This window comes from Paenarthrobacter sp. CCNWLY172 (assembly GCF_037402035.1).
Taxonomy (GTDB): Bacteria; Actinomycetota; Actinomycetes; order Actinomycetales; family Micrococcaceae; genus Arthrobacter.
This window is the reverse complement of record NZ_JBBEGB010000005.1, coordinates 198,805-223,728: the sequence shown is the minus strand read 5'-3', so window position 1 is coordinate 223,728 and position 24,924 is coordinate 198,805. Positions and strand designations below refer to the sequence as shown.

Annotated in this window: 23 protein-coding genes and 2 tRNA genes; 14 read left to right on the top strand and 11 right to left on the bottom strand. The window is 61.0% G+C overall.

All coding sequences use genetic code 11. The features are described from left to right. Positions 1-45 precede the first annotated feature (45 nt). The 7 genes from WBN73_RS09710 to rpmH form a co-directional block, all read right to left on the bottom strand. Complete coding sequence (locus WBN73_RS09710) at positions 46-1,101, bottom strand: ParA family protein (RefSeq protein ID WP_280625212.1); 1,056 nt, start codon at positions 1,099-1,101, stop codon at positions 46-48. 87 nt (positions 1,102-1,188) lie between these two features. Then, complete coding sequence (rsmG, locus tag WBN73_RS09705; protein WP_207595580.1) at positions 1,189-1,839, bottom strand: 16S rRNA (guanine(527)-N(7))-methyltransferase RsmG; 651 nt, start codon at positions 1,837-1,839, stop codon at positions 1,189-1,191. Between the two features lie 6 nt (positions 1,840-1,845). Further along, positions 1,846-2,397, bottom strand: coding sequence for a Jag family protein (locus tag WBN73_RS09700; protein WP_089597070.1), 552 nt, complete (start codon positions 2,395-2,397; stop codon positions 1,846-1,848). Next, on the bottom strand, positions 2,397-3,374 hold the full coding sequence (gene yidC / locus WBN73_RS09695) for a membrane protein insertase YidC (protein ID WP_207595581.1): 978 nt from the start codon (positions 3,372-3,374) through the stop codon (positions 2,397-2,399). The genes WBN73_RS09700 and yidC overlap by 1 nt, the downstream gene beginning before the upstream one ends. 16 nt (positions 3,375-3,390) lie before the next feature. Further along, positions 3,391-3,876, bottom strand: coding sequence for a membrane protein insertion efficiency factor YidD (yidD, locus tag WBN73_RS09690; protein WP_207595582.1), 486 nt, complete (start codon positions 3,874-3,876; stop codon positions 3,391-3,393). Continuing rightward, entirely contained in the window at positions 3,806-4,216 is a 411-nt protein-coding gene (gene rnpA, locus WBN73_RS09685) for a ribonuclease P protein component (RefSeq protein ID WP_207595583.1), read from the bottom strand. The genes yidD and rnpA overlap by 71 nt, the downstream gene beginning before the upstream one ends. Before the next feature lie 41 nt (positions 4,217-4,257). Beyond that, positions 4,258-4,395 carry a 50S ribosomal protein L34 gene (gene rpmH, locus WBN73_RS09680; RefSeq protein ID WP_011776797.1) on the bottom strand — a complete coding sequence of 46 codons (138 nt, stop codon included), beginning with the start codon at positions 4,393-4,395 and terminating at the stop codon, positions 4,258-4,260. Positions 4,396-4,860: 465 nt separating this feature from the next. Between rpmH and dnaA the strand changes: the two genes are divergently transcribed. The 11 genes from dnaA to WBN73_RS09625 all read left to right on the top strand — a co-directional run bounded on the left by dnaA (position 4,861) and on the right by WBN73_RS09625 (position 17,010). Further along, complete coding sequence (dnaA, locus tag WBN73_RS09675) at positions 4,861-6,279, top strand: chromosomal replication initiator protein DnaA (RefSeq protein ID WP_026541014.1); 1,419 nt, start codon at positions 4,861-4,863, stop codon at positions 6,277-6,279. 575 nt (positions 6,280-6,854) lie between these two features. After that, complete coding sequence (gene dnaN / locus WBN73_RS09670) at positions 6,855-7,979, top strand: DNA polymerase III subunit beta (protein ID WP_089593048.1); 1,125 nt, start codon at positions 6,855-6,857, stop codon at positions 7,977-7,979. Positions 7,980-8,020: 41 nt separating this feature from the next. Continuing rightward, positions 8,021-8,905 (top strand): phosphogluconate dehydrogenase (NAD(+)-dependent, decarboxylating), encoded by an 885-nt coding sequence (gene gnd / locus WBN73_RS09665; RefSeq protein WP_089593049.1) that lies wholly within the window; start codon positions 8,021-8,023, stop codon positions 8,903-8,905. Positions 8,906-8,928: 23 nt separating this feature from the next. Beyond that, positions 8,929-10,122 carry a DNA replication/repair protein RecF gene (recF, locus tag WBN73_RS09660; RefSeq protein ID WP_337340121.1) on the top strand — a complete coding sequence of 398 codons (1,194 nt, stop codon included), beginning with the start codon at positions 8,929-8,931 and terminating at the stop codon, positions 10,120-10,122. Next, positions 10,109-10,663, top strand: a complete 555-nt coding sequence (locus tag WBN73_RS09655; RefSeq protein ID WP_207595585.1) for a DUF721 domain-containing protein — start codon at positions 10,109-10,111, stop codon at positions 10,661-10,663. Before recF ends, WBN73_RS09655 begins: the two co-directional genes overlap by 14 nt. 337 nt (positions 10,664-11,000) lie before the next feature. Further along, the gene (gyrB, locus tag WBN73_RS09650) at positions 11,001-13,079 is read left to right on the top strand and encodes a DNA topoisomerase (ATP-hydrolyzing) subunit B (RefSeq protein WP_089593052.1); all 2,079 of its coding nucleotides are present in this window, start codon (positions 11,001-11,003) and stop codon (positions 13,077-13,079) included. 63 nt (positions 13,080-13,142) lie between these two features. After that, on the top strand, positions 13,143-15,812 hold the full coding sequence (gene gyrA, locus WBN73_RS09645) for a DNA gyrase subunit A (protein WP_207595586.1): 2,670 nt from the start codon (positions 13,143-13,145) through the stop codon (positions 15,810-15,812). After that, positions 15,809-16,510, top strand: coding sequence for a DUF3566 domain-containing protein (locus WBN73_RS09640; protein ID WP_207595587.1), 702 nt, complete (start codon positions 15,809-15,811; stop codon positions 16,508-16,510). The genes gyrA and WBN73_RS09640 overlap by 4 nt, the downstream gene beginning before the upstream one ends. A 113-nt stretch (positions 16,511-16,623) precedes the next feature. Beyond that, a tRNA-Ile gene (locus tag WBN73_RS09635) sits at positions 16,624-16,697 on the top strand. A 47-nt stretch (positions 16,698-16,744) separates the two neighbouring features. Next, positions 16,745-16,864 carry a DLW-39 family protein gene (locus tag WBN73_RS09630; protein WP_232481486.1) on the top strand — a complete coding sequence of 40 codons (120 nt, stop codon included), beginning with the start codon at positions 16,745-16,747 and terminating at the stop codon, positions 16,862-16,864. A 70-nt stretch (positions 16,865-16,934) separates the two neighbouring features. Then, a tRNA-Ala gene (locus tag WBN73_RS09625) sits at positions 16,935-17,010 on the top strand. A 186-nt stretch (positions 17,011-17,196) separates the two neighbouring features. Here the strand turns inward: WBN73_RS09625 and WBN73_RS09620 are convergent. Beyond that, positions 17,197-19,188 (bottom strand): beta-N-acetylhexosaminidase family protein, encoded by a 1,992-nt coding sequence (locus WBN73_RS09620; RefSeq protein ID WP_337340122.1) that lies wholly within the window; start codon positions 19,186-19,188, stop codon positions 17,197-17,199. Positions 19,189-19,306: 118 nt separating this feature from the next. Between WBN73_RS09620 and WBN73_RS09615 the strand changes: the two genes are divergently transcribed. Continuing rightward, positions 19,307-20,215, top strand: a complete 909-nt coding sequence (locus WBN73_RS09615) for a DMT family transporter (protein WP_337340123.1) — start codon at positions 19,307-19,309, stop codon at positions 20,213-20,215. A 38-nt stretch (positions 20,216-20,253) separates the two neighbouring features. Here the strand turns inward: WBN73_RS09615 and WBN73_RS09610 are convergent, their stop codons facing one another. Together WBN73_RS09610 and WBN73_RS09605 are read right to left on the bottom strand one after the other, a co-directional pair. Next, positions 20,254-21,129, bottom strand: a complete 876-nt coding sequence (locus tag WBN73_RS09610) for a glycosyltransferase (protein ID WP_207595590.1) — start codon at positions 21,127-21,129, stop codon at positions 20,254-20,256. 143 nt (positions 21,130-21,272) lie between these two features. Then, positions 21,273-22,241: a hypothetical protein gene (locus WBN73_RS09605; RefSeq protein ID WP_337340124.1), complete on the bottom strand. Its 969-nt coding sequence runs from the start codon at positions 22,239-22,241 to the stop codon at positions 21,273-21,275. A 153-nt stretch (positions 22,242-22,394) separates the two neighbouring features. Between WBN73_RS09605 and WBN73_RS09600 the strand changes: the two genes are divergently transcribed. Together WBN73_RS09600 and WBN73_RS09595 are read left to right on the top strand one after the other, a co-directional pair. Beyond that, positions 22,395-22,937 carry a peptidylprolyl isomerase gene (locus tag WBN73_RS09600; RefSeq protein WP_090822161.1) on the top strand — a complete coding sequence of 181 codons (543 nt, stop codon included), beginning with the start codon at positions 22,395-22,397 and terminating at the stop codon, positions 22,935-22,937. Positions 22,938-22,958: 21 nt separating this feature from the next. Then, positions 22,959-23,813 carry a rhomboid family intramembrane serine protease gene (locus WBN73_RS09595; protein WP_280625258.1) on the top strand — a complete coding sequence of 285 codons (855 nt, stop codon included), beginning with the start codon at positions 22,959-22,961 and terminating at the stop codon, positions 23,811-23,813. Between the two features lie 45 nt (positions 23,814-23,858). On the opposite strand, the gene WBN73_RS09590 is transcribed toward WBN73_RS09595, so the two are convergent. Then, positions 23,859-24,479: a GyrI-like domain-containing protein gene (locus WBN73_RS09590; RefSeq protein ID WP_337340125.1), complete on the bottom strand. Its 621-nt coding sequence runs from the start codon at positions 24,477-24,479 to the stop codon at positions 23,859-23,861. Positions 24,480-24,924: the final 445 nt, after the last annotated feature.

Genomic DNA, 24,924 nt, shown 5'->3' with positions numbered 1-24,924 from the left:
GGCCGAGCACGGAACTGCTCAGGCTGTTGCAGTGTTTCAAGAATTCTAGCGTTCAGCGATTTCGGCGGCGGCTTCCATGTAGGAGAGCGCGCCGCTCGACGAAGGATCGTAGGTCATGACCGTCTGCTGGTAGCTGGGTGCTTCGGAGATACGCACAGAACGCGGAACCACTGCTCCCAGAACTTGTTCGGGGAAGTGTTGGCGTACCTCGGATGCGACCTGAGCGGCGAGGTTCGTTCGGCCGTCGTACATGGTCAGGAGGATCGTGGACACCTCCAGGTCAGCATTGAGGTGCTTCTGGATCATTTCGATGTTCTTGAGAAGCTGGCTCAATCCTTCCAAGGCGTAGTACTCGCACTGGATGGGAATAAGGACTTCACTTGCGGCACAGAAGGCGTTGACCGTCAGCAGCCCGAGGCTGGGCGGGCAGTCAATAAAGATGAAGTCCAAGCGGCTCTCGCCGTTCTTCTCCCGCTCCTTGGCGTAGACGTCGATGGCTCGCCGGAGCCTCTGTTCCCGGGCAACCAATGAAACCAGCTCGATTTCAGCACCGGCAAGATGGATGGTGGCGGGTGCGCAGATCAGGTTGGGAATATCTGGGCAAGGGGCCACAACGTCCTTCAGGGGAAGGTCGTTGATCAGGACGTCGTAGATACTGTCAACGTCGGCGTGGTGCTCAATGCCCAGAGCCGTTGACGCGTTGCCCTGTGGATCAATATCAATCACCAGGACGTTGAGGCCGGCGGAGGCCAGGGCGGCAGCGATGTTCACGGTGGTGGTCGTCTTACCGACCCCACCTTTTTGATTGGAAACCGTGAAGATGCGGGTTTTATCCGGCTTTGGCAGTTCCCTGCCCACCAGCCGTTCACGCCGACGGGTCTCGTGTGCCAGCTGACGGGCGATGGGACTCGAGTCATCAATGGAATCCATCACGTTATGCACTCCATCAGATACGGTTTCACGTGAAACAGCGGCATTATCAACCGAATTAGTGCGCACGATTGCAGACTGAAGAGACGCAGAGGGTGTAGCCATTGCCCGAGCTGACCCCAACGACATAAACGGGGGGATTCGCTGCGTGGAGGTTTCACTACTGCCCACTGGTCACACTCTCACTCTCATTCGGCGCTTGCTGCCGTTCTCTAGCCTAACTGCTCAGCCGCCGACACGCGGGAAACCGAGCGGGTCTCAGGCCGTCTTTCCGGGCTTGTTGACGATAATCCTCACCACAGTGGTGGGTTCCTCCAAAAGCTCCTGTCCACAAACCACAACCGACGTTTCCACGCCGCCAAGTTTGCGGATGACCTTCTTGGCTTTCTCAATTTCTTCGGCAGCGCTGCGACCCTTGATGGCCACAACTTCGCCGCGGCCGTTCAAAAGGGGAATCGTCAGGCCCGCCAGGTTGCTGAGCGCAGAAACAGCCCTCGCCGTCACAACATCGGCGTCCACCATTCCAACGGCCAGCTCAGCACGCGTCCTCATGATGGTGACGTTGTCCAGGCCCAGGTCATCTACGACTTCCTGGAGCCAGATGACACGACGCTCAAGCGGCTCAATCAACGTCAGTTCAAGGTCCGGGCGTGCAATTGCCAGGCAAAGACCCGGCAGGCCTGCACCGGATCCAACGTCGGCGACGTGGCTGTCCATGGCAATTGCAGTTTCGATGACTGCACAGTTCAGTACGTGGCGACTCCACAAACGCGGAATCTCACGCGGGCCAATCAGCCCACGCTCAGTTCCGGAGGTGGCGAGGTGTTCCACGTAGCGCTTGGCAAGATCCAAGCGCTCCCCAAAGATCTTCTCTGCCGCTTCAAGTTCAGCTGCGGTAATTTCAACCATGAGCTGCTAGTCAGCCGAAACGACGATGTGGCGGCCGGCGCCTTCGCCTTCAGACTCGGAAACGAATCCGAGGTCAGCGACGGCGTCGTGGACAATCTTTCGCTCGTAAGCGCTCATCGGCTCAAGGGCCACCGTACCGCCGTCGGCCTTGACCTTGGCCACGGCGTCTTCAGCGATCTGCTGAAGCACGCCCGCGCGCTCCTTACGGTAGCCGTTGATGTCCAGCACCAGGCGTGAACGGCTTTCGGTAGCGGAAAGGACCGAGAGGCGGGCCAGCTCCTGCAGGGCCTCCAGAACCTCGCCGTCACGTCCTACAAGGCTGTCCAATGCGGCCGACTCTTCATCGGCACCAATAGAGATGTACGTGCGTCCGTTGCGGACCTCGATGTCGATATCGCCGTCGATATCGGCAATATCCAGAAGTTCCTCGAGGTAGTCGGCGGCAATGTCGCCTTCTTCTTCAAGACGACTGGCAGTCTTGGACTGCGTCTCTTCCTGGGTCTCGTCCTGGTCTTCAGTCACAGCGGCGATAACTTCTTCAGTGCTCTCGGCAGACATTACTTCTTCTTCCTGTTCTTACGTTGTGGCTGGACGCGCTGTGCCCGGATCTCGGCCGCTGCCGCGGCAGCTGCTTCGGCTTCAGCGGCGGCGTCCGCGGTCTTCTTGCCACCCAGCAGCGGCGGCAGGCCCTTGGCGGCACGGCGCTCCTCCAGTGCCTTGGCGGCAGGGGAACCCGGGGTAGGCATGCGGCGGATGACGAAGAACTGCTGGCCCATGGTCCACAGGTTGGTGGTGGTCCAGTAGATGAGGACACCGATGGGGAAGTTGATGCCACCAATACCGAACACGAGCGGCAGGATGTAAAGCATCATTTTCTGCTGGCGCATGAACGGGCTGGCCATGGCCTCTTCGGACATGTTCTTGGCCATGATTTGCTTCTGGGTGATGAACTGCGAGGCCGTCATGGCAATGATCATCACGATGGAGAGAATCCAGACTGCAACCTCGTTGCCACCGGCACCACCGTGAAGCAGCGAAGCAGACAGCGGCGCACCGAAGATGCTGGATTCATCGAACTGGACAACCTGGTCGGCGCTCATGGCCCCAATGCCCTTGCCGCTGTTACGGGCTGCGGTGATACCCGACAACACCTGGAACAGCGCGAAGAAGAACGGCATCTGAATCAGCATCGGCAAACATGCCGAGAACGGGTTGGTGCCGTGCTTCTTGTACAGGGCCATCTGTTCCTGCGCCATTGCCTGGCGGGACAGCTGATCGGTCTTGCCCTTGTATTTGGTCTGAAGCTTCTTCAGGTCCGGCTGCAGCAGCTGCATGCCGCGCTGCGCTTTGATCTGCTTGACGAAGACCGGGATCAGGGCGGCACGGATCACCAACACGAGGCCGATGATGGACAGAGTCCACGTCCAGCCGTTCGCGGCGGGCAGGCCAATGAAGCTCAGTCCCTCGTGGAAGCCAACCATGATGATTGACACCAGCCACTTGAACGGAAACATGATTGTTTCAAAGAAGTCCATACGATATCCCTATTCGTTAGGCCGCCGAGCGGCCTTCTTCATCAGCCTGAGCAGCCAGGAACTGGTCCGGATTGTTCAGTACAACAATTGTGGGCGTCCGGCCTTCAGGCCAATGACGATGGCCGGCGGGGACATGGTCCACTCCACCAGCGTTCCAAGGGTGACATTTGGCGAGCCTTTTGGCTGCGAGCCAGCTGCCCTTCACGGCGCCATGCACCGTTACTGCTTCCAGCGCGTACGCGGAGCAAGAGGGAAAGAAACGGCACACCTGGCCGTACAGGGGCGAGATGACCTTGCGGTACGTCTTCAGCAAGAGGATAAGAATGTTGCGGGGCAGCTCCCAGAGGAACGTGCCGACCGCCGCCGGCAGATTCCTGGGGGGAACCTTGCCGGAGGGGTCGCTTGAGGAAGGAACGACGGCGGTGCTTATGTCATGCACGCGGTGTCCCTTCCGTTGTGGTGCCGTTGTGTTCAGTCGAAGCGTTGCGTGGAGCTGAGCCACTCAATCGCTTCGTCGTCACTGCCAGTGCGGCGTTGTAGTCCGAGAGCAGTTGCTCCCAGCTGGCAGATGCAGCTGCGGGCAACGCCCGGACCACCACCGCCAGACCCGTTCCATGCTTGTGCAAGGAAAGAGCGCCTGCTTCTCTCAGTCTCCTCTTAACGAGGTTCCTGGTCACGGCGTTCCCGACGGCTTTGGAGACAATGAAGCCGATTCGACTCGGCTCCCCGGCCCCGATAGAGGCCGTATATAACACTAAGTTCCGGCGTCCATTGCGGACGCCGGAACGTACAGTTGTTGAAAAGTCGGTAGACGTCCGCAGACGGTTAGGGGTGGCTAGCACCGTCGAACCCGCAAAAAGACCCTGACCGACAAGTCAGTTATTTACGCCGACAGTTCGACGCGGCCCTTGCCGCGACGGGCAGCCAGGATGGCGCGGCCGGCACGGGTGCGCATACGAAGGCGGAAGCCGTGCTTCTTGGCCCGACGGCGGTTATTCGGCTGAAAAGTCCGCTTGCTCACGTTAGTTACTCCAGTGGATCAAAGGTGCGCCCACCCGATCAAAAAAGGGGAAGAACTGGCCGACGCTAAGTTTTGTATGTGCCTGCCGCCGTTGCCTTCCGCACGGTGAACGTACGGAGTTACAACTGATCTCAAAAGCGGACACAAAGGACTTCACAACGTTAGGGCAAAAAGGCACCCACAGTCAAACCGGGAGCCTGCTGCAGAGCTATCCACAGCTGTGCCCAACCCCCGTTCCCAGCCTGTGGATGAAGTGGCTCACAGGCCGCAATCCGGAACAACAACGGTGTAATTATCCACAGGCAACTTCCCAGCTATCTTCTAGCGATTTCATCCCCTAGAGTGGCTCAGTAGCCCAATGTCCACCCGCTGTGTATAACTCTGTGGATTATCGCCCAGAACAGCGCCGCCGGAGACACTTCGGCTGCCAGCAACGCCGGCAAGCAAGTATTTAGGAACTGATTGATGACAGTAGACGAAGCCAACCACGCCAACACTGTCGGAAGTTCCTGGCGCAGGGTGCTGAGCCTCATGGAACAGGACGACCGGGTATCACCCCGTCAGCGCGGTTTCGTCATCCTCGCCCAGGCACAGGGCCTCATAGGTTCCACACTCTTGGTGGCCGTTCCCAACGAACTCACCCGCGAAGTCCTGCAGACCCAGGTCAAAGATGCCCTGGACGATGCCCTTCGCAGCGTTTTCTCTGACGACATCCGCTGCGCCATCGACGTCGACACCGATCTGGTGCCGGTCCATGCAGAGCCGGAACCCGTCGTCGAGCTTTCCGCCGTATCCGACTTCGCCGAGCCGAAACCCCAGCCCACTCCGCCCAGTACCTCGCATGAGTTCGGCCGCCTGAACCCGAAGTACATCTTCGATACTTTCGTGATCGGTTCCTCGAACCGCTTTGCGCACGCGGCCGCCGTCGCCGTCGCCGAAGCGCCGGCCAAGGCGTACAACCCGCTGTTCATCTACGGCGACTCCGGCTTGGGCAAGACCCACCTGCTGCACGCCATTGGCCATTACGCCCGCCGGCTCTACAGCGGCATCCGGGTCCGCTACGTGAACTCCGAGGAATTCACCAACGACTTCATCAACTCCATCCGGGACGACGAAGGCACCAGCTTCAAGACCACGTACCGGAACGTGGATGTGCTGTTGATCGATGACATCCAGTTCCTGGCGGGCAAGGACCGGACGCAGGAGGAGTTCTTCCACACGTTCAACGCCCTGCACAATGCCAACAAGCAGGTTGTCATCACCTCGGACCAGCCGCCAAAGATGCTCGCCGGCTTCGAGGACCGCATGACGTCCCGCTTCGAGTGGGGCCTGCTGACCGACATCCAGCCGCCGGAACTCGAAACCCGCATTGCCATCCTCCGCAAGAAGGGCCTCAGCGAAGGCTTGTCGGCACCGGACGACGCCCTGGAGTACATCGCCTCGAAGATCTCCAGCAACATCCGGGAACTCGAGGGGGCTTTGATCCGCGTCACGGCGTTCGCCAGCCTCAACCGCCAACCGGTGGATGTAGCCCTGGCTGAGATGGTGCTCAAGGACCTGATCACTGACGACGGCGCCCAGGAGATCACGGCGAAGCAGATCCTGGACCAAACGGCGGACTACTTCAAGCTCAGCATGGAAGAGCTCTGCAGCAAGTCCCGCACCCGTACGTTGGTGACCGCCCGCCAAATCGCCATGTACCTGTGCCGTGAACTGACGGACATGTCCCTGCCGAAGATCGGGCAGGAGCTCGGCGGCCGTGACCACACCACCGTCATCCACGCTGATCGCAAGATCCGCGAACTGATGGCGGAACGTCGTGTGATCTACAACCAGGTCACTGAGCTCACCAACCGCATCAAACAGCAGCAGCGCGACTCCTGAAATCCACACCGCGGCCGCTACTACATACCTTATTAACAGGTGCATGTGGATAAGCCTGTGGATACTTAAGGGGACAAGCTCGGTTAATGGGCTTAAAACCCTTAAGCCGCCTGTGGATCGTTAAAAACCGGCTTGGGAGTTGTCCCCATCCACACCCTGTTTAAAACCCAGTTAACGCACAATGAGTGAACAGGGCTTAACCGCTGAACGACGCGGCAGGATCGGGTTATCCACAGTTTCCACAGCAGTTATTAACACTACGAATCCCAAAAAATTGAAATCCCTCAAATAACAATCTCGTTCTGCCACCGTCCCGCCCTGCCAGGGGCGGACCACAGACGGACCCCAAAGGCCGCCTGCGGCTGTCCACATACGAAGGGTCCGGCCCGACGGGGATGGGTTAATCGCGGATCTTCCGGCTAAGCTGTCAGCAGCGCTCCCATCCTTGGGTCTGTTTGTAGTTCGCTGAGTGCGGACCATGCAGGTTCCGGTGCCGGAATGCAGAGATTTAGCGGCTTCCACGCAGGAATCCGCAGCTACTACTTGGCAGCAGCAATGAAAGGCGGCACCCCTCCGTGAAGTTCAGAGTCGACCGCGACGTCCTGGCAGAAGCCGTTACGTGGACCGCGCGGTCGTTGTCTCCGCGGCCGCCAGTACCCGTGCTCTCCGGCCTCCTCCTCAAAGCTGAGGCAGGAACGGTCAGCCTCTCGAGCTTTGACTACGAGACTTCGGCACGCCTGGAAATTCCGGCAGATATTGCTGTTGAGGGCACCATTTTGGTCTCGGGACGCTTGCTGGCCGATATCTGCCGCAGCCTTCCGTCAGCTCCCGTGGAAGTCGAAACCGATGGCAGCAAAGTGACTCTCACTTGCCGTCGAAGCAGCTTCCATCTCGCAACCATGCCCGAGGCTGAGTACCCGGCACTCCCGGCACTTCCCACCATCAGCGGCACGTTGCCCGGCGATGCTTTCGCCCAGGCTGTTTCCCAGGTGATTATTGCGGCCAGCAAGGACGACACCCTCCCGATCCTGACCGGCGTGCGCATGGAGATCGAGGACGACCTCATCACGCTCCTTGCCACCGACCGTTACCGCCTCGCCATGCGCGAAGTCCCTTGGAAGCCCGTTACTCCCGGGATTTCCACCAGCGCCTTGGTCAAATCCAAGACCCTGAACGAGGTAGCCAAGACCCTCGGCGGCAGTGGCGACATCAATCTCGCCCTTGCAGACGACGACAGCCGGCTCATTGGCTTCGAAAGCGGTGGACGCACCACAACGTCACTCCTTGTGGATGGCGACTACCCCAAGATCCGTTCGCTGTTCCCGGATTCCACACCCATCCACGCCACGGTTCAGACCCAGGAACTGGTTGAAGCCGTTCGGCGTGTTTCCCTGGTAGCCGAGCGGAACACTCCGGTCCGACTCGCCTTCACCCAAGGACTCCTGAACCTCGACGCCGGTACCGGCGAGGACGCCCAGGCTTCCGAGGAGCTCGAGGCACAGCTTTCCGGCGAAGACATCACCGTGGCCTTCAACCCGCATTACCTCGTTGAAGGTCTGAGCGTTATCGAGACCAAGTACGTTCGCTTCTCCTTCACCACCGCCCCCAAGCCGGCTATGATCACGGCCCAGGCAGAGGCGGATGGCGACGACCAGGACGACTACCGCTACCTCGTGATGCCGGTTCGCCTTCCCAACTAACCGGAACGTACCCGCCACCTTCGCAGAAAAGAGTTCACACTGTGCACATCGGTCTGATCGGCCTCGGCAAAATGGGTTTCAACATGCGCCAGCGCATGCGGAACGGCGGCATCGAGGTCACTGGTTTCGACCGCAACCCGGACGTCACTGATGTTGCTTCCGTGGATGAACTCATCGCAGCACTTCCCAGCCCGCGTCTGGTGTGGGTCATGGTGCCTTCAGGCGCGATCACCGATGCAGTGGTGACCGAACTGGGTGAGAAGCTCAGCCCAGGTGACTTGGTGATCGACGGCGGCAACTCACGTTTCACCGAAGACCAAAAGCACGCTGCGGCCCTTGCCGAAAAGGGCATCCGTTTTGCCGATTGCGGTGTTTCCGGAGGTGTGTGGGGCCTCGAGAACGGTTACGGCCTGATGGCAGGCGGCGCCGATGAAGACATCGAACTCGCCATGCCGGTTTTCGACGCCTTGCGTCCTGAAGGCGAACGTGCCGACAGCTTTGTCCACGTCGGCGGTGTTGGCGCCGGCCACTACGCAAAAATGGTCCACAACGGGATCGAGTATGGCCTCATGCAGGCCTATGCCGAAGGCTACGAACTGCTGGCAGCCAAGGACATCGTGAAGGACCTCCCTGGTACTTTCCGGGCTTGGCAAAAGGGAACGGTGGTCCGCTCCTGGCTCCTGGACCTCATGGTCAAGGCGCTGGACGAAGATCCAGGCCTGGCTTCGATTGACGATTACGTCGAGGATTCCGGCGAGGGCCGCTGGACCGTGGAGGAAGCGATCGCCAATGCAGTGCCGGCACCGGCCATTACTGCGGCGCTTTTCGCGAGGTTTGCTTCCCGCGAGGACAATTCACCGGCCATGAAGATGGTTTCTGCCCTGCGTCACCAGTTCGGCGGACACGCCACCCGTCCGGCCAACTAGGCCGCAGGAGTCCTGCAAACGGCGTGTACCTCGAACATCTTTCGCTGACTGATTTCCGCAGCTATGCCCAGGTTGACCTGAAACTCGGCCCTGGCGTGACTGTCCTTGTGGGATTCAATGGAATCGGCAAGACCAACCTCATGGAAGCCATTGGATATTTGGCGACGCTGAGCTCCCACCGCGTCAGCACGGACGCGCCTTTGCTCCGGTTCGGTGCGGAACGCGCCATGATCCGGGCCAAGCTGGTCCGCGGGGAACAATCCACGGTTCTCGAACTGGAAATCAACGCCGGGCGGGCCAACCGGGGCCGTATCAACCGCGGAAACCCGGTGCGGGCCAGGGACATTCTGGGGATCTGCCATACGGTGTTGTTTGCGCCGGAGGACTTGGCTCTGGTCAAGGGCGATCCCTCGAATCGCCGCCGTTTCCTGGATGAGCTGCTGGTCAGCCTCGTGCCACGGCATGCTGCCACGCGAAGCGACTACGACCGCGTGCTGAAGCAGCGCAACGCCCTGCTGAAATCCGCCCGGGCGGGAAAATTCTCGGCGGGTCATGAGGCAACCCTGGATGTTTGGGACCAGCATATGGCCCGGGCCGGCGCCGAACTGCTCCACGCCCGTCTGGAACTGGTGGAACGTTTGCGGCCCCACCTGAACAGCGCCTATGCGCAGCTTACCGATGGATCCAAAGAGGCGGGGGCGGTCTACCGCTCAACCATCCAGGGCGTCCTGGACGACGACGGCGGTCCAGCCGACCACGGTACGGAACCTTCGGCGTCGGTTGACGACCTCCGGCTGCTGTCCGTGGATGAACTCACCGAACGCTACATCCAGGCTTTCGCAGCATCGCGGAAAAAGGAACTGGAACGCGGCATCTCCCTGGTGGGTCCGCACCGCGATGAACTGGAACTGGTGTTGGGCCAGGCTCCAGCCAAGGGTTATGCGTCCCATGGTGAAACCTGGTCCATGTGCTTGTCCCTGCGCCTTGCTTCCTACTACGTGATGTTGGATGATGCCCGTACGGGTGGAACCGCTCCGATCCTCATTCTGGACGATGTTTTCGCTGAGCTTGACGTCCAGCGGCGGCGTAAACTGGCTGCAATAGTGGCCGGTGCCGAGCAAGTGCTGGTGACTGCCGCCGTCGATGCCGATATCCCCGAGGAGCTGGCCGGACGGCGCGTAACCGTTGTTCCGGGAGGCATCGATGGCGAAGGATAGCCGCGACGGTCTTCAACCCGGTCGCGATCCGGATGAGATTGATGCTGCCCAGGCGGCGTTGAACCGAATGCGCGAGGCCGCGGCTGCACGCGGCGAAGTACGGCAGCGCGCGCCCCGGCCAGGGTCTGCCCCCCAACGCAAGGGAATCCGGGATACCAGGGGTTTTGCGAAATTCCACGGCAGCGGCCGGGATCCTTTGGGACTCGGCAATGTGGTGGGCCGCTTGGTGGCTGAGCGCGGATGGACGTCCCCTGTGGCTGTTGGATCCGTAATGGCGGAGTGGGAGACACTTGTTGGGACGGATATTTCCGCCCACTGCACGCCGGAGAGTTTCACTGACACTACGCTCCACGTTCGCTGCGATTCCACGGCGTGGGCGACGCAGCTCCGCCTGCTCAGCACGAGTCTCCTGGAGATGTTCCGCAATGAACTGGGTGAAGGAGTGGTGACCAGCATCCAGGTCCTGGGTCCTTCGGCTCCAAGTTGGCGTAAAGGCGGGCGCAGCGTCAATGGTCGCGGCCCGCGCGATACTTACGGCTAAACGGCGTGCAGGGCGATTCAACGCCCCGGAGTCGTATAGGCCCCCATCGGGACCACCGTAGGGCCATTGCAGATAGGGCCAGCGGCCTCCTATGGCCATATTCAGCTCTCGGCTGCCCCCGTATTTGCAAGGATTCGCGGGTTTCCACGATAGAATTGGCGTAGATCACTGAGCGCCGGAGAAACGTCGTCGGGGTCCTGGATCCACTCTTGTGGCATGGGGACCCCTTTCGTCGGAGTAATCGGCGCAATCAGTCACGTGCCCGTTGACGGCTGCGGTTCGCCGCGGACACCACCGGGAACGGCCGACATCGAGTACAGAGGAGTCGAAAGCGCCTGTGGCTAACGACAATGCAGAGACCTTGGCAGTAGAGCCCGAAGAGGAGACTGTTCCCAAGCCTGATACGCCCGCAGAGGCGCCCAGGGAGTACGGTGCCAGCGACATCACCGTGCTGGAGGGCCTCGAAGCGGTGCGCAAACGCCCCGGTATGTATATCGGATCCACTGGTCCCCGCGGCCTGCACCACCTGGTCTATGAAGTGGTGGACAACTCTGTTGACGAGGCACTGGCCGGGTATTGCAGCCACATCGAGATCACCCTACGCGCCGACGGCGGCGTTCGTGTCGTAGATGACGGCCGTGGTATCCCCGTGGACATTCACCCGACCGAAGGCAAGCCGACGGTTGAAGTGGTCATGACAATCCTTCACGCCGGCGGTAAGTTCGGAGGCGGCGGCTACGCTGTTTCCGGCGGCCTCCATGGTGTGGGTATCTCCGTGGTGAACGCTTTGTCCCGCCGTGTGGACACGGAAGTCCGCCGCCAGGGCCACGTATGGCGCATGACCTTCGCTGACGGCGGCAAGCCCCAGGGCGAACTCGTCAAGGGTGAGGCCACTGACGTTACCGGAACCTCCCAGACGTTTTACCCGGATGGCACCATCTTCGAGTCCACCGAGTTCGATTTTGAAACACTCCGGGCCCGTTTCCAGCAGATGGCCTTCCTCAACAAGGGCCTGCGCATCACGCTGACCGATGAGCGTCCGGTGTCCCGTGACGGCGATGATGATCTGGATCTCGACGCCGTTGCCACCGAAGGCGAAGTCGCCGCCGAGCACCGCACTGTGGTGTACCAGTACCCAGACGGCCTGCTGGACTACGTTAAGCACTTGAACTCGAACAAGAAGGTCGAGATTGTCCACGAGGACGTCATCGCTTTCGAAACCGAGGACACCGAACGGCATATCGCCGTCGAGGTAGCCATGCAGTGGACCACCGCGTATTCCGAGAGCGTCCACACCTACGCGAACACCATCAATACCCATGAGGGCGGAACGCACGAAGAGGGTTTCCGCGCCGCGATGACGTCGCTCATAAACCGGTACGCGCGGGAAAAGAGCATCATCAAGGAGAAGGAAGACAACCTCACAGGTGATGACATCCGTGAAGGCCTGACTGCCGTTATTTCCGTCAAGCTTTCCGAACCACAGTTCGAAGGCCAGACCAAGACCAAGCTGGGCAACTCCGAGGTCAAAGGCTTTGTCCAGCGGGTTGTCACGGATCAGCTGGGTGACTGGCTTGAACGCAACCCCGGCCCCGCCCGCGACGTGATCCGCAAGGCTATCTCGGCTGCCCAGGCACGCATGGCAGCACGCAAAGCCCGTGATAACGCCCGCCGGAAGAGCCCGCTGGAGTCATTCGGCATGCCCGGAAAGCTTTCCGACTGCTCCTCCAAGGATCCTTCACGTTGCGAGGTGTACCTGGTGGAGGGTGACTCCGCAGGTGGTTCGGCCAAGCGCGGCCGCAACCCGGAAACCCAGGCCATCCTGCCACTGCGCGGCAAGATCCTGAATGTCGAGCGTGCCCGCTTGGACAAGGCCCTCGGCAACGCTGAAGTCCAGTCCATGATCACCGCCTTCGGAACGGGCATTGGCGAAGACTTCGATATTTCCAAGCTGCGCTATCACAAGATTGTTTTGATGGCCGATGCTGACGTTGATGGCCAGCACATCACCACCCTTCTGATGACGCTGTTGTTCCGCTATATGCGCCCGCTGATCGAAAACGGCTATGTCTACCTGGCCCAGCCGCCGCTGTACAGGATCAAGTGGTCCAACGCAGCTCACGACTACGTTTACAGTGACCGCGAACGTGATGAGACCATCCGCAAGGGTGCTTCCATGAACAAGAGGCTCCCCAAGGACAACGGCATCCAGCGCTACAAGGGTCTCGGCGAAATGGACTACACCGAGCTGTGGGACACCACCATGGATCCGGATCGCCGCACGCTGCTGCAGGTCACCATGGATGATGCCCTGGCTGCCGACCAGACCTTCTCCGTCCTGATGGGCGAGGACGTTGAATCGCGCCGTAACTTCATCCAGCAGAACGCCAAGGACGTCAGGTTCCTCGATATCTAGGGCTCCACAAGGGCACCTTAATATTCTCGAACTGACATATACCTGAAACGGAAACCTTAGATTATGAGTGACGAAACTCCCGAAGTCCCGGCGGAATCCACTGCCGACGACGTAGTTCTTGAGGGCGATGTGCTGACAGACCGCGTGGAGCAGGTGGACCTGCAGACAGAGATGCAGCGGTCCTACCTCGACTACGCCATGGCCGTTATCGTCGGCCGCGCCCTCCCGGACGTCCGCGATGGCCTGAAGCCGGTGCACCGCCGCGTTCTGTACGCAATGTTCGACGGCGGTTACCGCCCCGACCGCTCGTTCAACAAGTGCGCCCGCGTGGTTGGCGACGTCATGGGTACCTATCACCCGCACGGTGACATGGCGATCTACGATGCCTTGGTGCGCCTGATCCAGGACTGGACCATGCGGTACCCGCTGGCACTTGGCCAGGGCAACTTCGGTTCACCGGGCAACGATGGCGCTGCTGCACCGCGGTACACCGAAACCAAGATGGCACAGCTGGCCATGGAAATGGTCCGGGACATTGACGAGGAAACCGTCGACTTCCAGGACAACTACGACGGCAAGAACCAGGAACCCACCATCCTGCCGGCGCGCTTCCCCAACTTGCTGGTCAACGGCTCTTCCGGCATCGCCGTCGGCATGGCCACCAACATTCCGCCGCACAACCTGCGAGAGGTTGCCGACGGCGTGCAGTGGGCTCTCGAGAACCCCACGGCCACGCGGGAAGAGCTTCTTGAGGCTCTGTTGCTGCGCATCAAGGGCCCCGACTTCCCCACGGGTGCCACCATCCTGGGCCACAAGGGCATCGAAGACGCCTACCGTACCGGCCGCGGCTCCATTACGATGCGCGCCGTGGTCAACGTCGAGGAACTCCAGGGCCGTACCTGCCTGGTGGTGACCGAGCTGCCGTACCAAGCCAACCCGGACAACCTGGCTATCAAGATTGCCGAACTGGTCAAGGACGGCAAGATTTCAGGCATTGCGGACCTCCGCGATGAAACCTCCGGCCGTACCGGCCAGCGCCTGGTGATCGTGCTCAAGCGCGATGCGGTGGCCAAGGTGGTCCTGAACAACCTTTACAAGCACACGCAGTTGCAGGACAACTTCTCGGCGAACATGCTGGCAATTGTCGACGGCGTTCCGCGCACCTTGAGCCTTGACGCCTTCATCCGTCACTGGGTTGCGCACCAGATGGACGTCATTGCACGCCGCACCCGTTACCGCCTGCGCAAGGCCGAGGAAGAAGCGCACATCCTGCGCGCGCTCCTCAAGGCACTGGACATGCTGGATGAGGTCATTGCCCTCATCCGCGCGTCCAACACCACAGAGGCTGCCCGTGAAGGCCTCATGGAGCTCCTCGAGATCGACGAACTCCAGGCCCGCGCCATCCTGGACATGCAGCTCCGGCGACTGGCCGCCCTGGAACGACAGAAGATCCAGGACCGCCACTCCGAGCTCGAGTCGATGATCGAGGAATACAACTCGATCCTCGCTTCGGAGGAGCGGCAGCGCCAGATCATCAGCGAAGAACTCGCGGAGATCGTGGCCAAGCATGGCGATGACCGCCGCACGCACATCCTGATGGGCTTCGACGGCGACATGTCCATGGAGGACTTGATCCCCGAAGAGGAAATGGTTGTCACCATTACGCGCGGCGGCTACGTCAAGCGCACCCGCAGCGACAACTACCGTTCCCAGCAGCGCGGTGGCAAGGGCATCAAGGGTGCACAACTGCGTGGCGACGACGTCGTGGAACACTTCTTCGTCACCACCACCCACCACTGGCTGCTGTTCTTCACCAATCTGGGCCGCGTCTACCGTGCCAAGGCCTACGAGCTCGCAGAAGCTGGACGTGACGCCAAGGGCCAGCACGTGGCCAACCTGCTGGCTTTCCAGCCTGATGAGCACATCGCCCAGGTCCTGGACCTCCGGGACTACCAGCAGGCCCCCTACTTGGTGCTCGCCACCAAGAACGGCCTGGTTAAGAAGACGAGGCTCGAAGACTACGACACCAACCGCACGGCCGGCGTCATCGCCATCAACCTGCGCGACGAGGACGAGCTGGTTTCCGCCCAGCTGGTCAGCGAGACCGACGACCTCCTCCTGGTGTCACGCAAGGGCCAGTCCATCCGCTTCACGGCCACCGATGACGCACTGCGTCCCATGGGCCGCGCTACGTCCGGTGTGACCGGTATGAAGTTCCGTGAAGACGACGAATTGCTTGCTGCAGACGTCGTCCAGGACGGTTCCTTCGTCTTCATCGTGACCGAGGGCGGCTACGCCAAGCGGACCGCCGTGGACGAATACCGCTTGCAGGGCCGTGGCGGCCTGGGCATCAAGGTTGCCAAGCTTGCCGAAGACCGCGGTGACCTTGTGGGTGCCTTGATCGTGCAGGAAGAGGACGAAGTCCTGGTGGTCATGGAGGGCGGCAAGGTGGTCCGCTCGGCTGTCACCGGCGTGCCGGCCAAGGGCCGTGACACCATGGGTGTCATCTTCGCCAAACCGGACAAGAATGACCGCATTATTGAGGTTGCGCGCAACAGCGAACGCGGCTTGGAAGTCGAAGAGTCAGAAGACGGACTCGACGATGACGTAACGTTGGCTGCAAACGACGGCGCCCCTGAGGCGACCGTGACGGCCGAAACGGAAAACGACGCAGACCCGGAAACCGAAACGGGCGCGGAGCTGAACGAAGACAACACCGGAGGTAACGAGTGAGTAATTCCGACTCATATCCCAAGCCGAGCACAGGTGTCCCCGGCGGACTCCGGCAGCCCTCGGGCAGCGCCCAAGCAGGAACGCCTGCGCGGCCCCAACAGCGTCCAGGAACCGGGGCTGCTGGAACCGGCGCCGCCGGCGCACGCCCAGCAACTGGCACCAACTCCGCGCAGCGGCCCTCCGGGGCTCCCGGACAACGGCCGGCCCAGGCAACCCAGCGTCCTGCAGGCGCTCCCGGACAACGTCCGGCACAGCCCGGACAGCGCCCTGCCCAGTCAGGTCAGCGCCCCGCCCAGGGTGCCCCCGGCTTGGTGAAGCCTGCTCCCAAGGCCAAGGTCCGCCGCGCTCGTTTGCTGGTCAGCAAGGTGGATCCCTGGTCTGTCCTGAAGATGGCGTTCCTCTTGTCCGTTGCGTTGGGCATCGTCACAGTGGTGGCTGCCATCGTGCTGTGGACTGTGTTGGATCTCACAGGGATCTTCAACCAGGTTGATAGCCTCCTGGGGACCCTGGCAGGATCCGAAGGAAGCGGTTTTGAACTGAAGAAGATTGCGTCCCTCGGCCAGGTGGCATCCTTCGCCACCATCATTGCCGTGGTGAACGTGGTCCTGCTGACCGCACTCTCCATGCTTTCCGCAGTGCTGTATAACATTTCCGCAACGTTGGTTGGTGGCGTCGGCGTCACTTTGACCGACGACTAATAAAAACCCGCGGAAATACGCCGAAATTGGCAGAATTTCCGCGCGGAAATGCCTCGATTTGAGATCGGGCCGGGATGTGCTGTACAGTCATATCTCGGCCCGATGAGGCATCGGGGCGTATAGCTCAGGCGGTTAGAGCGCTTCGCTGATAACGAAGAGGTCCCAGGTTCAAGTCCTGGTACGCCCACGGAACCGAAAGAGGTTCAGGTAAAACTGAACCGGAATGAGGTGCTTGTGAAGAAGTTGCTGGTAGTTGTAGCAGCGGCAGTCGCAGGTCTCCTGGTCTATAAAAAGGCACAGGAATCCGAAGCCCGGAAGGATGTCTGGAGCAAGTCAACCGACACGGTCGACTAGCCGAGGAGCCCGGTCTGAGCTGGTAAATACCAGCCTGGACATGGGGTATGATTGACGGGTTGCTTCTTATGGGGGCATGGCGCAATTGGTAGCGCACCTGCTTTGCAAGCAGGGGGTTCGGGGTTCGAGTCCCCGTGCCTCCACCATAAGAAAAGTCCCGGTCAGAAATGACCGGGACTTTTGCTTTTAACTCCGCGACCCCGCCAACACCCAACAAGGCCGGTGCCACCTTGCCGCGCCCACGCCGCGCGCTTCCACCATTGCCACGCATTTCCGGGCGGCACCAGCGAATGTGCGTGTCATCAACGAATGCCCGCGGCACCAAGGGGAACTCAGCCAGCCGGAACCTGCTGCAAGGCTCGCTCAAGGAACGCTGCCAGCTCGCTGTTCCCCAAGACGGGAGTCACCACACCCAGCTCCAGGGTGGGCTGTGTCTTGGCCCCAGCGGTCTTCAGGGCACCCTGCACTTTGAGCCGTGCTGCGGTTGCGGCCTCTGTATCGCCTCGCTTGTCCGCCTCCAGCATGGTGATGGCCTCCTCCACGCCTCGTCCGTACTCAGCAGCCGCTGCAACCCACGTAGAGCCGTCCTGTGCGAAACCGGGCTCCGCCATCCGTGGCAGGAGCCCGGGAAGCCGCTGAAGCAACCCAGCGCGGTCCTTCAACGCCCCCGAGAGTTGTCTGCCGGCGTCGTACTCCGCCCAGAACTGGTCAATATCGCGCCGCAACTCTGGAGCGGAAGGGGTGAGTTCGTCGTCCTGCCAATCCTGATTCAGGTCCACGAAGGCCCGTACGGCAGCTTGGACCTCAGGATCGGGCCCGGCGAGCAAATCCAACGCGGCATTCATGGACTGGGAGGCGTCATAGGCGGGCCCGTTCCAGGAGAGGTCAGCGTAGTTGAAAATGGCGGGCAGGGAGAGATAGGGCTGGATCATTGGGTTGGTGACGATGCCCTGGATGGACCGGTGCAGATCTGCGTCCCTGCCGATGACGGGTGCCAGGAAGAGATGGTCCTGGGAGAAGTCGTTGACCGGATAGTTATCCCAGATGACTATGCTGCGGGAGGCGCCGGGTGTCCCGTAGGTCTGGCCCGCTGTCTCAGCTGACTTCCGGGTAATCCGGTGGGAGACGACTTCTTCACCCGTCCACTGCACCACAATTCCGGGGTTTAGCGCCTGACCGAGTTCGCGCTTGTACGGAGTGCTCGGTGAGCCGTTGTAGAAGGTGGGGACCGTTTCCAACGGGAGGACCCCGTCCTTGGCCGAGATGAACTTTTCATTCACGTCGTTAAGGAAGGACGCCTGTGCCTTCGCCAGGTTTGCTTGCCCCGCGCCGAATTCCCGGAGGTCTTCCGCGCATTGCACTTTTGTGGCGATGTCGTCCAAGGGAATCACGTACGAACGCACTCCCAGCGCATACAGGGATTCAAGCTTCGCCACTGCGTCCTCAAGATCGGCCTCGCGCGAATAACAAATGTCGATCCCTGGCGAAAGGGCATAGCTGAAGCGGACGTGATTGGCGGCAGCAGCGTCGATCAGTTCCTTCAGCTCCTCGAGCTCCTGGTCGGTGTACAGCTCGCGCCACTTGTCGCGCAGCAAAGGATCGTCCTTGGGCGAGTAGATGTAGGTGTTCATCTTCTGACTGCCCGCAAATTCAATGACATCCAGACGGGCCTGGTGGGACCACGGCGTGCCATAGAAGCCCTCAATAACGCCGCGGGTTTGCATCAGCGGCCAGTCACTGACCAGGACCGGGGCCACAGAGCCGGCCTTGAGCAACTGCCGGAGGGTCTGCACGGCGTGGAAGACGCTGTCGTTATCACGTCCGGCGAGGACCGCCGTCGGAACCCCGTCAGGCTGTCCGGTAGCAATCGCATAGCCTTCGGCGCGTCCAAGGGCATCACGAAGGGAGGAGTCGCCGTCCACGCTCAAAGCCTTGAGTGCCGGACCCATGGCGGACCCGGTGCCAAGGTGGATGGCAGATGATCCGTCGCGGGGGTTGGAAAGCTGCGTCACAACTTCAGCCGTGCCTCCAGCACCGGTCACGAGGTCCTGCACGGCGGCGGTGGAGGCCTGATCGGTTCCGGCGGGTGCCACCACGTACACATGACCGGTCAACGGAACAGGGTCGCCGGTTGCGGTCCGGGCATGCTGCGGTACCGGGAAGATGCTTGGAACACCTGTCCCGTTTCCCCCGTTTCCCTGGGTTCCGTCAGGACGTTCACGTGAAACAGCGGCCCATCCAGCGATAATCAGGGCGGCTGTGAGCACTCCGGCCGCCACCAGCAGCAGGACTGACCGCCGACGCTTGACGGGTGCTTCGCTCAATCAGATAACCCCTTGGGTATGCCGTCACCGGCTGACGGGAATGCTGAGTCAAGACAACCACACTGTTGGAGCATCAGATAGGGGCTGGAACGCTCCCCCGCCCCACTAGTGTTGATCCGTGACCTTTCTCATTGCCGCCCTGGGTGTTCTGGGTGTTGCCTCCTCCGGTCCGCTCATTGCGGGCACCCTCGGAGCCACCTCAGTGACGGCACTGGCTATCGCTTTCTGGCGGAATGCGATCGGTGCGGTGGTGATGGCAGCTCCGGTGGCCATCCGCGAGCCGAGAGCATTCGGCAGGATCACCCGTCGGGATTTCGGTTGGTCCACTGTTGCCGCCGTTGCACTGGCGTTCCACTTCGCTTGCTTCATCACGGCCCTTGAACTGACCTCGGTGGCGGCCGCCACTGCCTTGGTGTGCCTGCAATCCGCGTGGATCGCGGTTTTCCAGTTGTTCCGGGGCACACGGCATCGCTGGCCGGTGCTGGTGGGCCTGGGGATCGCTTTCGGCGGCGTGGTGGCCATTACCGGGTTCGATATGGGTTCCTCGCCGGAGGCCCTGCTCGGAGACTTGTTGGCGATTGCCGGCGGCGCTCTGGCGGGTCTCTATACACTTGCGGGCGGGAAGGCCCGCCAATCCATGGGAACGGGTACCTACACCACGCTCTGCTACGGCATGTGCGCAGCGATCGTGGCGGTGCTGGCACTGTTCAGCGCCCAGCCATTGACAGGGTTCGACGCCGGCGGCTGGCTTGGCATTATTGCCATCACCGTTTGCGCGCAGCTGGTAGGGCACACGGCGTTCAACCACTTGCTGGCCACGATGAGCCCGCTGCTGGTGTCCATGATCATCCTGCTGGAGATTCCGGGCGCTGCCATCCTGGCTGCCGTCTTCCTGTCTGAGACCTTGCCGGCCGGGACCTATGCGGGCTTGGCACTGATCCTGGCTGGCCTGGCCGTGGTTGTTGCCGGGCAGCGGCGGGGACGCCCAGCAGCAGATCGACGCGAAGCTGAGTTGGGCACGGACTGAGGATCCGCCGTCGGGTGCTTGTCATCGGCGCTGCGCGCCTAGACACCACCGCGGCGGGCGCCCTGTGCGGCGTTTGCCGTGTGGATGGCCCGGAGGATCTTGGCCGGGAAGTACACCGAGAAGAACACCACCATGGGTGCTTTCAGGGCCATCTTTTTGACGTTGTGGGCCTTGTACGTCCGGTCAAAGCGCTGCACGTAGTAGCGGTAGTCGCGGGGTGAATCCTCCAGCCGGCGGGCAGACATCCCGGACACCATCTGCGGCACGTACTGCACTTTGAGGTCGTGCTCGAAGAGGTGCAGGGACAGATCAATGTCCTCGTGCATTTCGTCCTTGGGATCCAGGCACGCTTCGTCGCGGATGGTCTCCCAGGCGGTGCGGCGAAGGGCCATGTTGGAGCCAAAGAGGAAATGGTATTGGTGCTTGGCCAAGCGCAACATGAGCTGGCGCATTTTGTCGTCCGCCTTGAGGCCGAAGCGGCGCATGGGCATGTCGTAATAGACCACAGGACCCGTGGCCGCAGCGATCGACGGGTCTGTGAACGCCTTTTGGACTTGTTCAACCCAGTCCGGTTCCAGGACGGAATCTGCATCGATGCGTCCCACTACCTCGCCCGTGGCGCTGTTCAGGCCATGATTGCGGGTGGGGATCAGGCCCTGGAAGGCTTCCTGGCGCAGGAGAATGATGGGGCTTTCCGGGTATTCCTGCTGCATCTGGCGCACGATCCTGGCTGTGCGGTCCGTGGAAAGGTTGTCCACCACAATGATTTCGTCAGCAGGAACGGACTGGTAGATGGCCGCGATGAGGCACTGGCGAATGACGCTTTCCTCGTTATACGCCGGGATGACGATGGACACGCCCGGGGGCACCGGACCATCCTGAAGGGCACCCGCAGAGGGTCTATCGGCTGACATCACTCCAAATCTAACACTCGAGGCAGTGCGTCGGACGGAGCCTTGGGTTACAAGCCGGCAAACACTGAAGGGATCCCGGCGACGGCCGGGATCCCTTCAGTAGCTTGACGTGCGGGCCCCTGACGGGGGCCACTTGTCAGTCTTTAGTTCTGTGCACCTTTGGCGTCGGAGTCCGAGCCCTCAGTGTCCTTGTGCAAGCTGGCCGCGATGTTCTTGACGGCAGTCTTGGCGTCGGTTGCCACCTTCGCAGAGGAGTCTTCAACGTTCTTGAAAGCATCCTCGGTGGCCTGCTCTGCCTCTGCTGCGGCTTCCTCCGGCGTGATGTCCTTGGTGCCGGATTCAGTCACTGCGGCAGCCGTTGCTGATGCTGAGGCATCAGCCGAAGCCGGGGCAGCTGGAACCGGAGCGGGCGTCGGAGTAACCGGGGAAGGTGTCTTCCACGGATCCTCCACCGGCTTGGAAGCTTTCCATGCGGCAACGCCGGCGGCAGCGGCCGCGGCGATAACAGTCACGATCAGCCAGCCGCGCTTCTTAGGCTTTGGCTGTTCCTTCACCAAAGCGGTGGAAACGGCCTTGGTGGCCTGATCGGTCACTGCCTTGATCTGCTTGCCTGTGGCCTGCGCCTGCTCCTGGACGCTGTGCACAACGCCGGAATCAACCAGCTTCTGCGCTACGGCGTCAACCTGGGCCGGCGCGTTCTCCAACGCGTGGTGCACGGCTACCGAAGCCTGGCCCAATTGCTCGGACAGCTTGGGCAGGTACTCATCCACCACTTTGTCCCGCGCGTGGCCGAGAGCCGGAGTGGCCTTGTTGAGCGTCTCCTGGATCCTGGGCGTTGCGTCCTCCACTACGTCATGGATCTTCGGCGCAAGGTGCGCCAATCCATCCTGAATCCGCGGCGTAACAACAGCAACGCCGTCGGCAAGGTTGTGCGCAGCGGACTTCAGCCCCTCTTGGATCTTGGGGGAAGCGGTATCAATGCCGTGCTGGATACGCGGAACAGCCCAGTTGACGGCGGCTTCCACGCGGGGTGCTGCCCAGTCGCGGGCGTTGTCCACACCTGCCACAACGGATTGTTCGAGGTCGCGGGCAATACGGTCTGATTTCTTCACAACTACCTCCCGATACACATGCTCGTTTGTTGCTAGCCTACGTCGCTTGTGGAACACCGGCTATTCATCTGCCCGATTCGTCCCGGATTTCACCGAGCGCGGAACCGGCTTTACAACTGCAACGGCGTTGACCCTGCATGGAAGAATGGGGCCATGACCATCGCAACCGCAAAAGCAACGATCCACACGACCCTCGGCGACATCAAGGTTGACCTCTTCGGCAACCACGCGCCCAAGACGGTCGCCAACTTCATTGGCTTGGCCACGGGCGAAAAGTCCTGGAACCACCCCGAAACGGGCGAAGACAAGACCGGGACGCCGCTGTACGACGGCACCATCTTCCACCGCATCATCAAGGACTTCATGATCCAGGGCGGAGATCCCCTGGGCCGCGGCGTTGGCGGACCGGGCTACCAGTTCGACGACGAAATCCACCCTGAACTGACCTTCAACGCTCCCTACAAGCTGGCCATGGCCAACGCTGGTATCCAGATGGGCAAGGGCACCAACGGGTCACAGTTCTTCATCACCACCGTGAACACCGACTGGCTCTTCGGCAAGCACAGCATCTTCGGCGAGGTCACGGACGAGGAATCCCGCAAGGTTGTGGATGCCATTGAGGCCGTCCGCACCGGCATGGGCGACCGCCCCGTTGAGGACGTCGTCATCAACAGCATCGACATCGAACAGCTCTAGTCAGACTCTGAACCTGAGCTCATGAGTTACGGAATCCCGTCGGCAGAGCCGTCCGCTGATATTCCGGTGTGCCCGAGGCATCCGGACAGGCCCTCCTATGTGCGGTGCCAGCGCTGCGGGCGCCCTGCGTGCCCCGAGTGCCAGCGGGCGGCCGCCGTCGGGTTCCAATGCGTTGACTGCGTCAACGAACAAAAACGTACGACGCCGGTCTACCGGTCGCCGTACGGCGGCGCCCTGGCTGTGGGCAAGCCCTTGGTGACGTACGTGATCATTGGCTTGTGCCTGTTGATCTTTGTCCTTCAGTGGATCGTGCCCCGGGATGCGGTCTTCCAGAATTTTGCCTTCGCGAATATCTTCGCCGACAGCCAACCGTGGCGCATGCTCACCGCGGCCTTCCTGCATTCGCAGGGTTTCCTGCTTCATATCGTGCTGAACATGTACACGCTGTGGATCTTCGGACAAGCCCTTGAGCCTTTGCTCGGGCGTATCCGGTTCCTCGCTCTGTACCTGATCTCTGCCGTCGGCGGATCGGTAGGCTACCTGGCCCTGACCCCGATGTTTCCGCCCGTTGCCGTTGTGGGTGCTTCCGGGGCCATCTTCGGCCTCTTCGGAGCCATGCTGGTGGTGCAACGCCACCGTGGCGGTGAAACCAAACAACTCTGGGTCCTGATCGCCATCAATGGAGCCATCGGTTTCTTCGTTCCCAGCATCGCGTGGCAAGCGCACCTGGGTGGCTTGATCACGGGTGGCCTGGCTGCTGCCGTTATCGCCTACGCACCAAAGGGCAAGAACCAAGCCCTGCTGCAGGCCGGCGGGCTGATCCTGGTGGCTGGCCTGTTGGCCGTGGTCACGTGGTTCCGCGTCACTGCCGGATAGCCGCTCGTAAGCTGGTTTCCCCGTCCGCGGCCGGCTTAGCCTTCGTCAGCCTGCAACCGGCATCACCGGCTGCCGCAGGATGGTCTTGAGTTTCTCCGGTGCGGTGCGGCGCGGATCGCCAAGATAGATTTCATGGTGCTTGCCGGTCATAACCAGTAATTGACCGGGAATGAAACTGTTGTGCATCTCCTCAAGCACGGGTGCCTCATCATCGTAGGACCCAATGTGGAGCGTCTGCACGCTCATGCCTTCCTCCAACGGCCCCAATCGGAGTTCATCCAAGGCCGGGGCCTCCCCCTTTTTGGCCACCACTTCGCGGGCTGCATCAAAATGCTCATGCGTGATCCAATCCGGAACCAGGTTCATCAACGTCCAGTCCCACTGTGACTTGTCCCTGGCGCTGGTGAAGGACTCCATGTCATCGGCCCACCAGAGGGCCTCCAGGGGCATCACACCGTAATCCTTGTCCAGCTCGTTCTTACTGAAGAACTTCAGCTTGTAGGCCACCGGATACAGGGTGGTCAGAGCGTCCTTGTAGGCCTGGGCGCTGTTGGGGTCTCCGTGGCCGTTGATCATCAGGAACTGCAGCGGTGGAACTGTTACTACCGAGAACTCGCCGTGCTTGGCGCTGTAGCTGGGGATCAGTTTCTTGAAGTCGCTCTTCATGCCACCACGGTACGCCCAAGCCCACACCGCGCCGGTGCACTCCGTTACGCCCAGCGGCAGTGGCGGCTGTCCGCGATGTTATCCACAACCGTTATCCACACTGTGTGTAACTTACATGCGTGTAGTTAGACCCGCTTCCGGTCGTTGGGGCCGTGAGATCGGTAGATATCCCCCGAAAGGCATGAATTTCTCCACACCTGTGGATAACTTTGTCCCCGTTGGCCCCGGATCTGTGGACAAACAGAGTGATTATGGGCCCAGTGTGGACAACCCTGTTAATTACGTCCCACAGCTGCGTGTATCAACAGGCTTATCAACATTGTTAATAACTTACACTCGTGTAGTTCAGGGCATTCCGGGGGCTCTGAGCCCCGTCATCGTGGGGATTTCCACTGAGAAACCCACAAGTTTTCCCCACCTGTGGATAACTTGTGCGTAGGTGGCT

Excerpts from the sequence above, each read along its gene's own strand:
- WBN73_RS09655 (WP_207595585.1), top strand. The coding sequence starts at position 10,109 with ATGGCGAAGGATAGCCGCGACGGTCTTCAACCCGGTCGCGATCCGGAT.
- WBN73_RS09590 (WP_337340125.1), bottom strand. The coding sequence starts at position 24,479 with ATGAAGAGCGACTTCAAGAAACTGATCCCCAGCTACAGCGCCAAGCAC.
- WBN73_RS09600 (WP_090822161.1), top strand. The coding sequence starts at position 22,395 with ATGACCATCGCAACCGCAAAAGCAACGATCCACACGACCCTCGGCGAC.
- gyrA (WP_207595586.1), top strand. The coding sequence starts at position 13,143 with ATGAGTGACGAAACTCCCGAAGTCCCGGCGGAATCCACTGCCGACGAC.
- WBN73_RS09610 (WP_207595590.1), bottom strand. The coding sequence starts at position 21,129 with ATGTCAGCCGATAGACCCTCTGCGGGTGCCCTTCAGGATGGTCCGGTG.
- WBN73_RS09700 (WP_089597070.1), bottom strand. The coding sequence starts at position 2,397 with ATGTCTGCCGAGAGCACTGAAGAAGTTATCGCCGCTGTGACTGAAGAC.
- dnaA (WP_026541014.1), top strand. The coding sequence starts at position 4,861 with ATGACAGTAGACGAAGCCAACCACGCCAACACTGTCGGAAGTTCCTGG.
- yidC (WP_207595581.1), bottom strand. The coding sequence starts at position 3,374 with ATGGACTTCTTTGAAACAATCATGTTTCCGTTCAAGTGGCTGGTGTCA.
- rsmG (WP_207595580.1), bottom strand. The coding sequence starts at position 1,839 with ATGGTTGAAATTACCGCAGCTGAACTTGAAGCGGCAGAGAAGATCTTT.
- WBN73_RS09595 (WP_280625258.1), top strand. The coding sequence starts at position 22,959 with ATGAGTTACGGAATCCCGTCGGCAGAGCCGTCCGCTGATATTCCGGTG.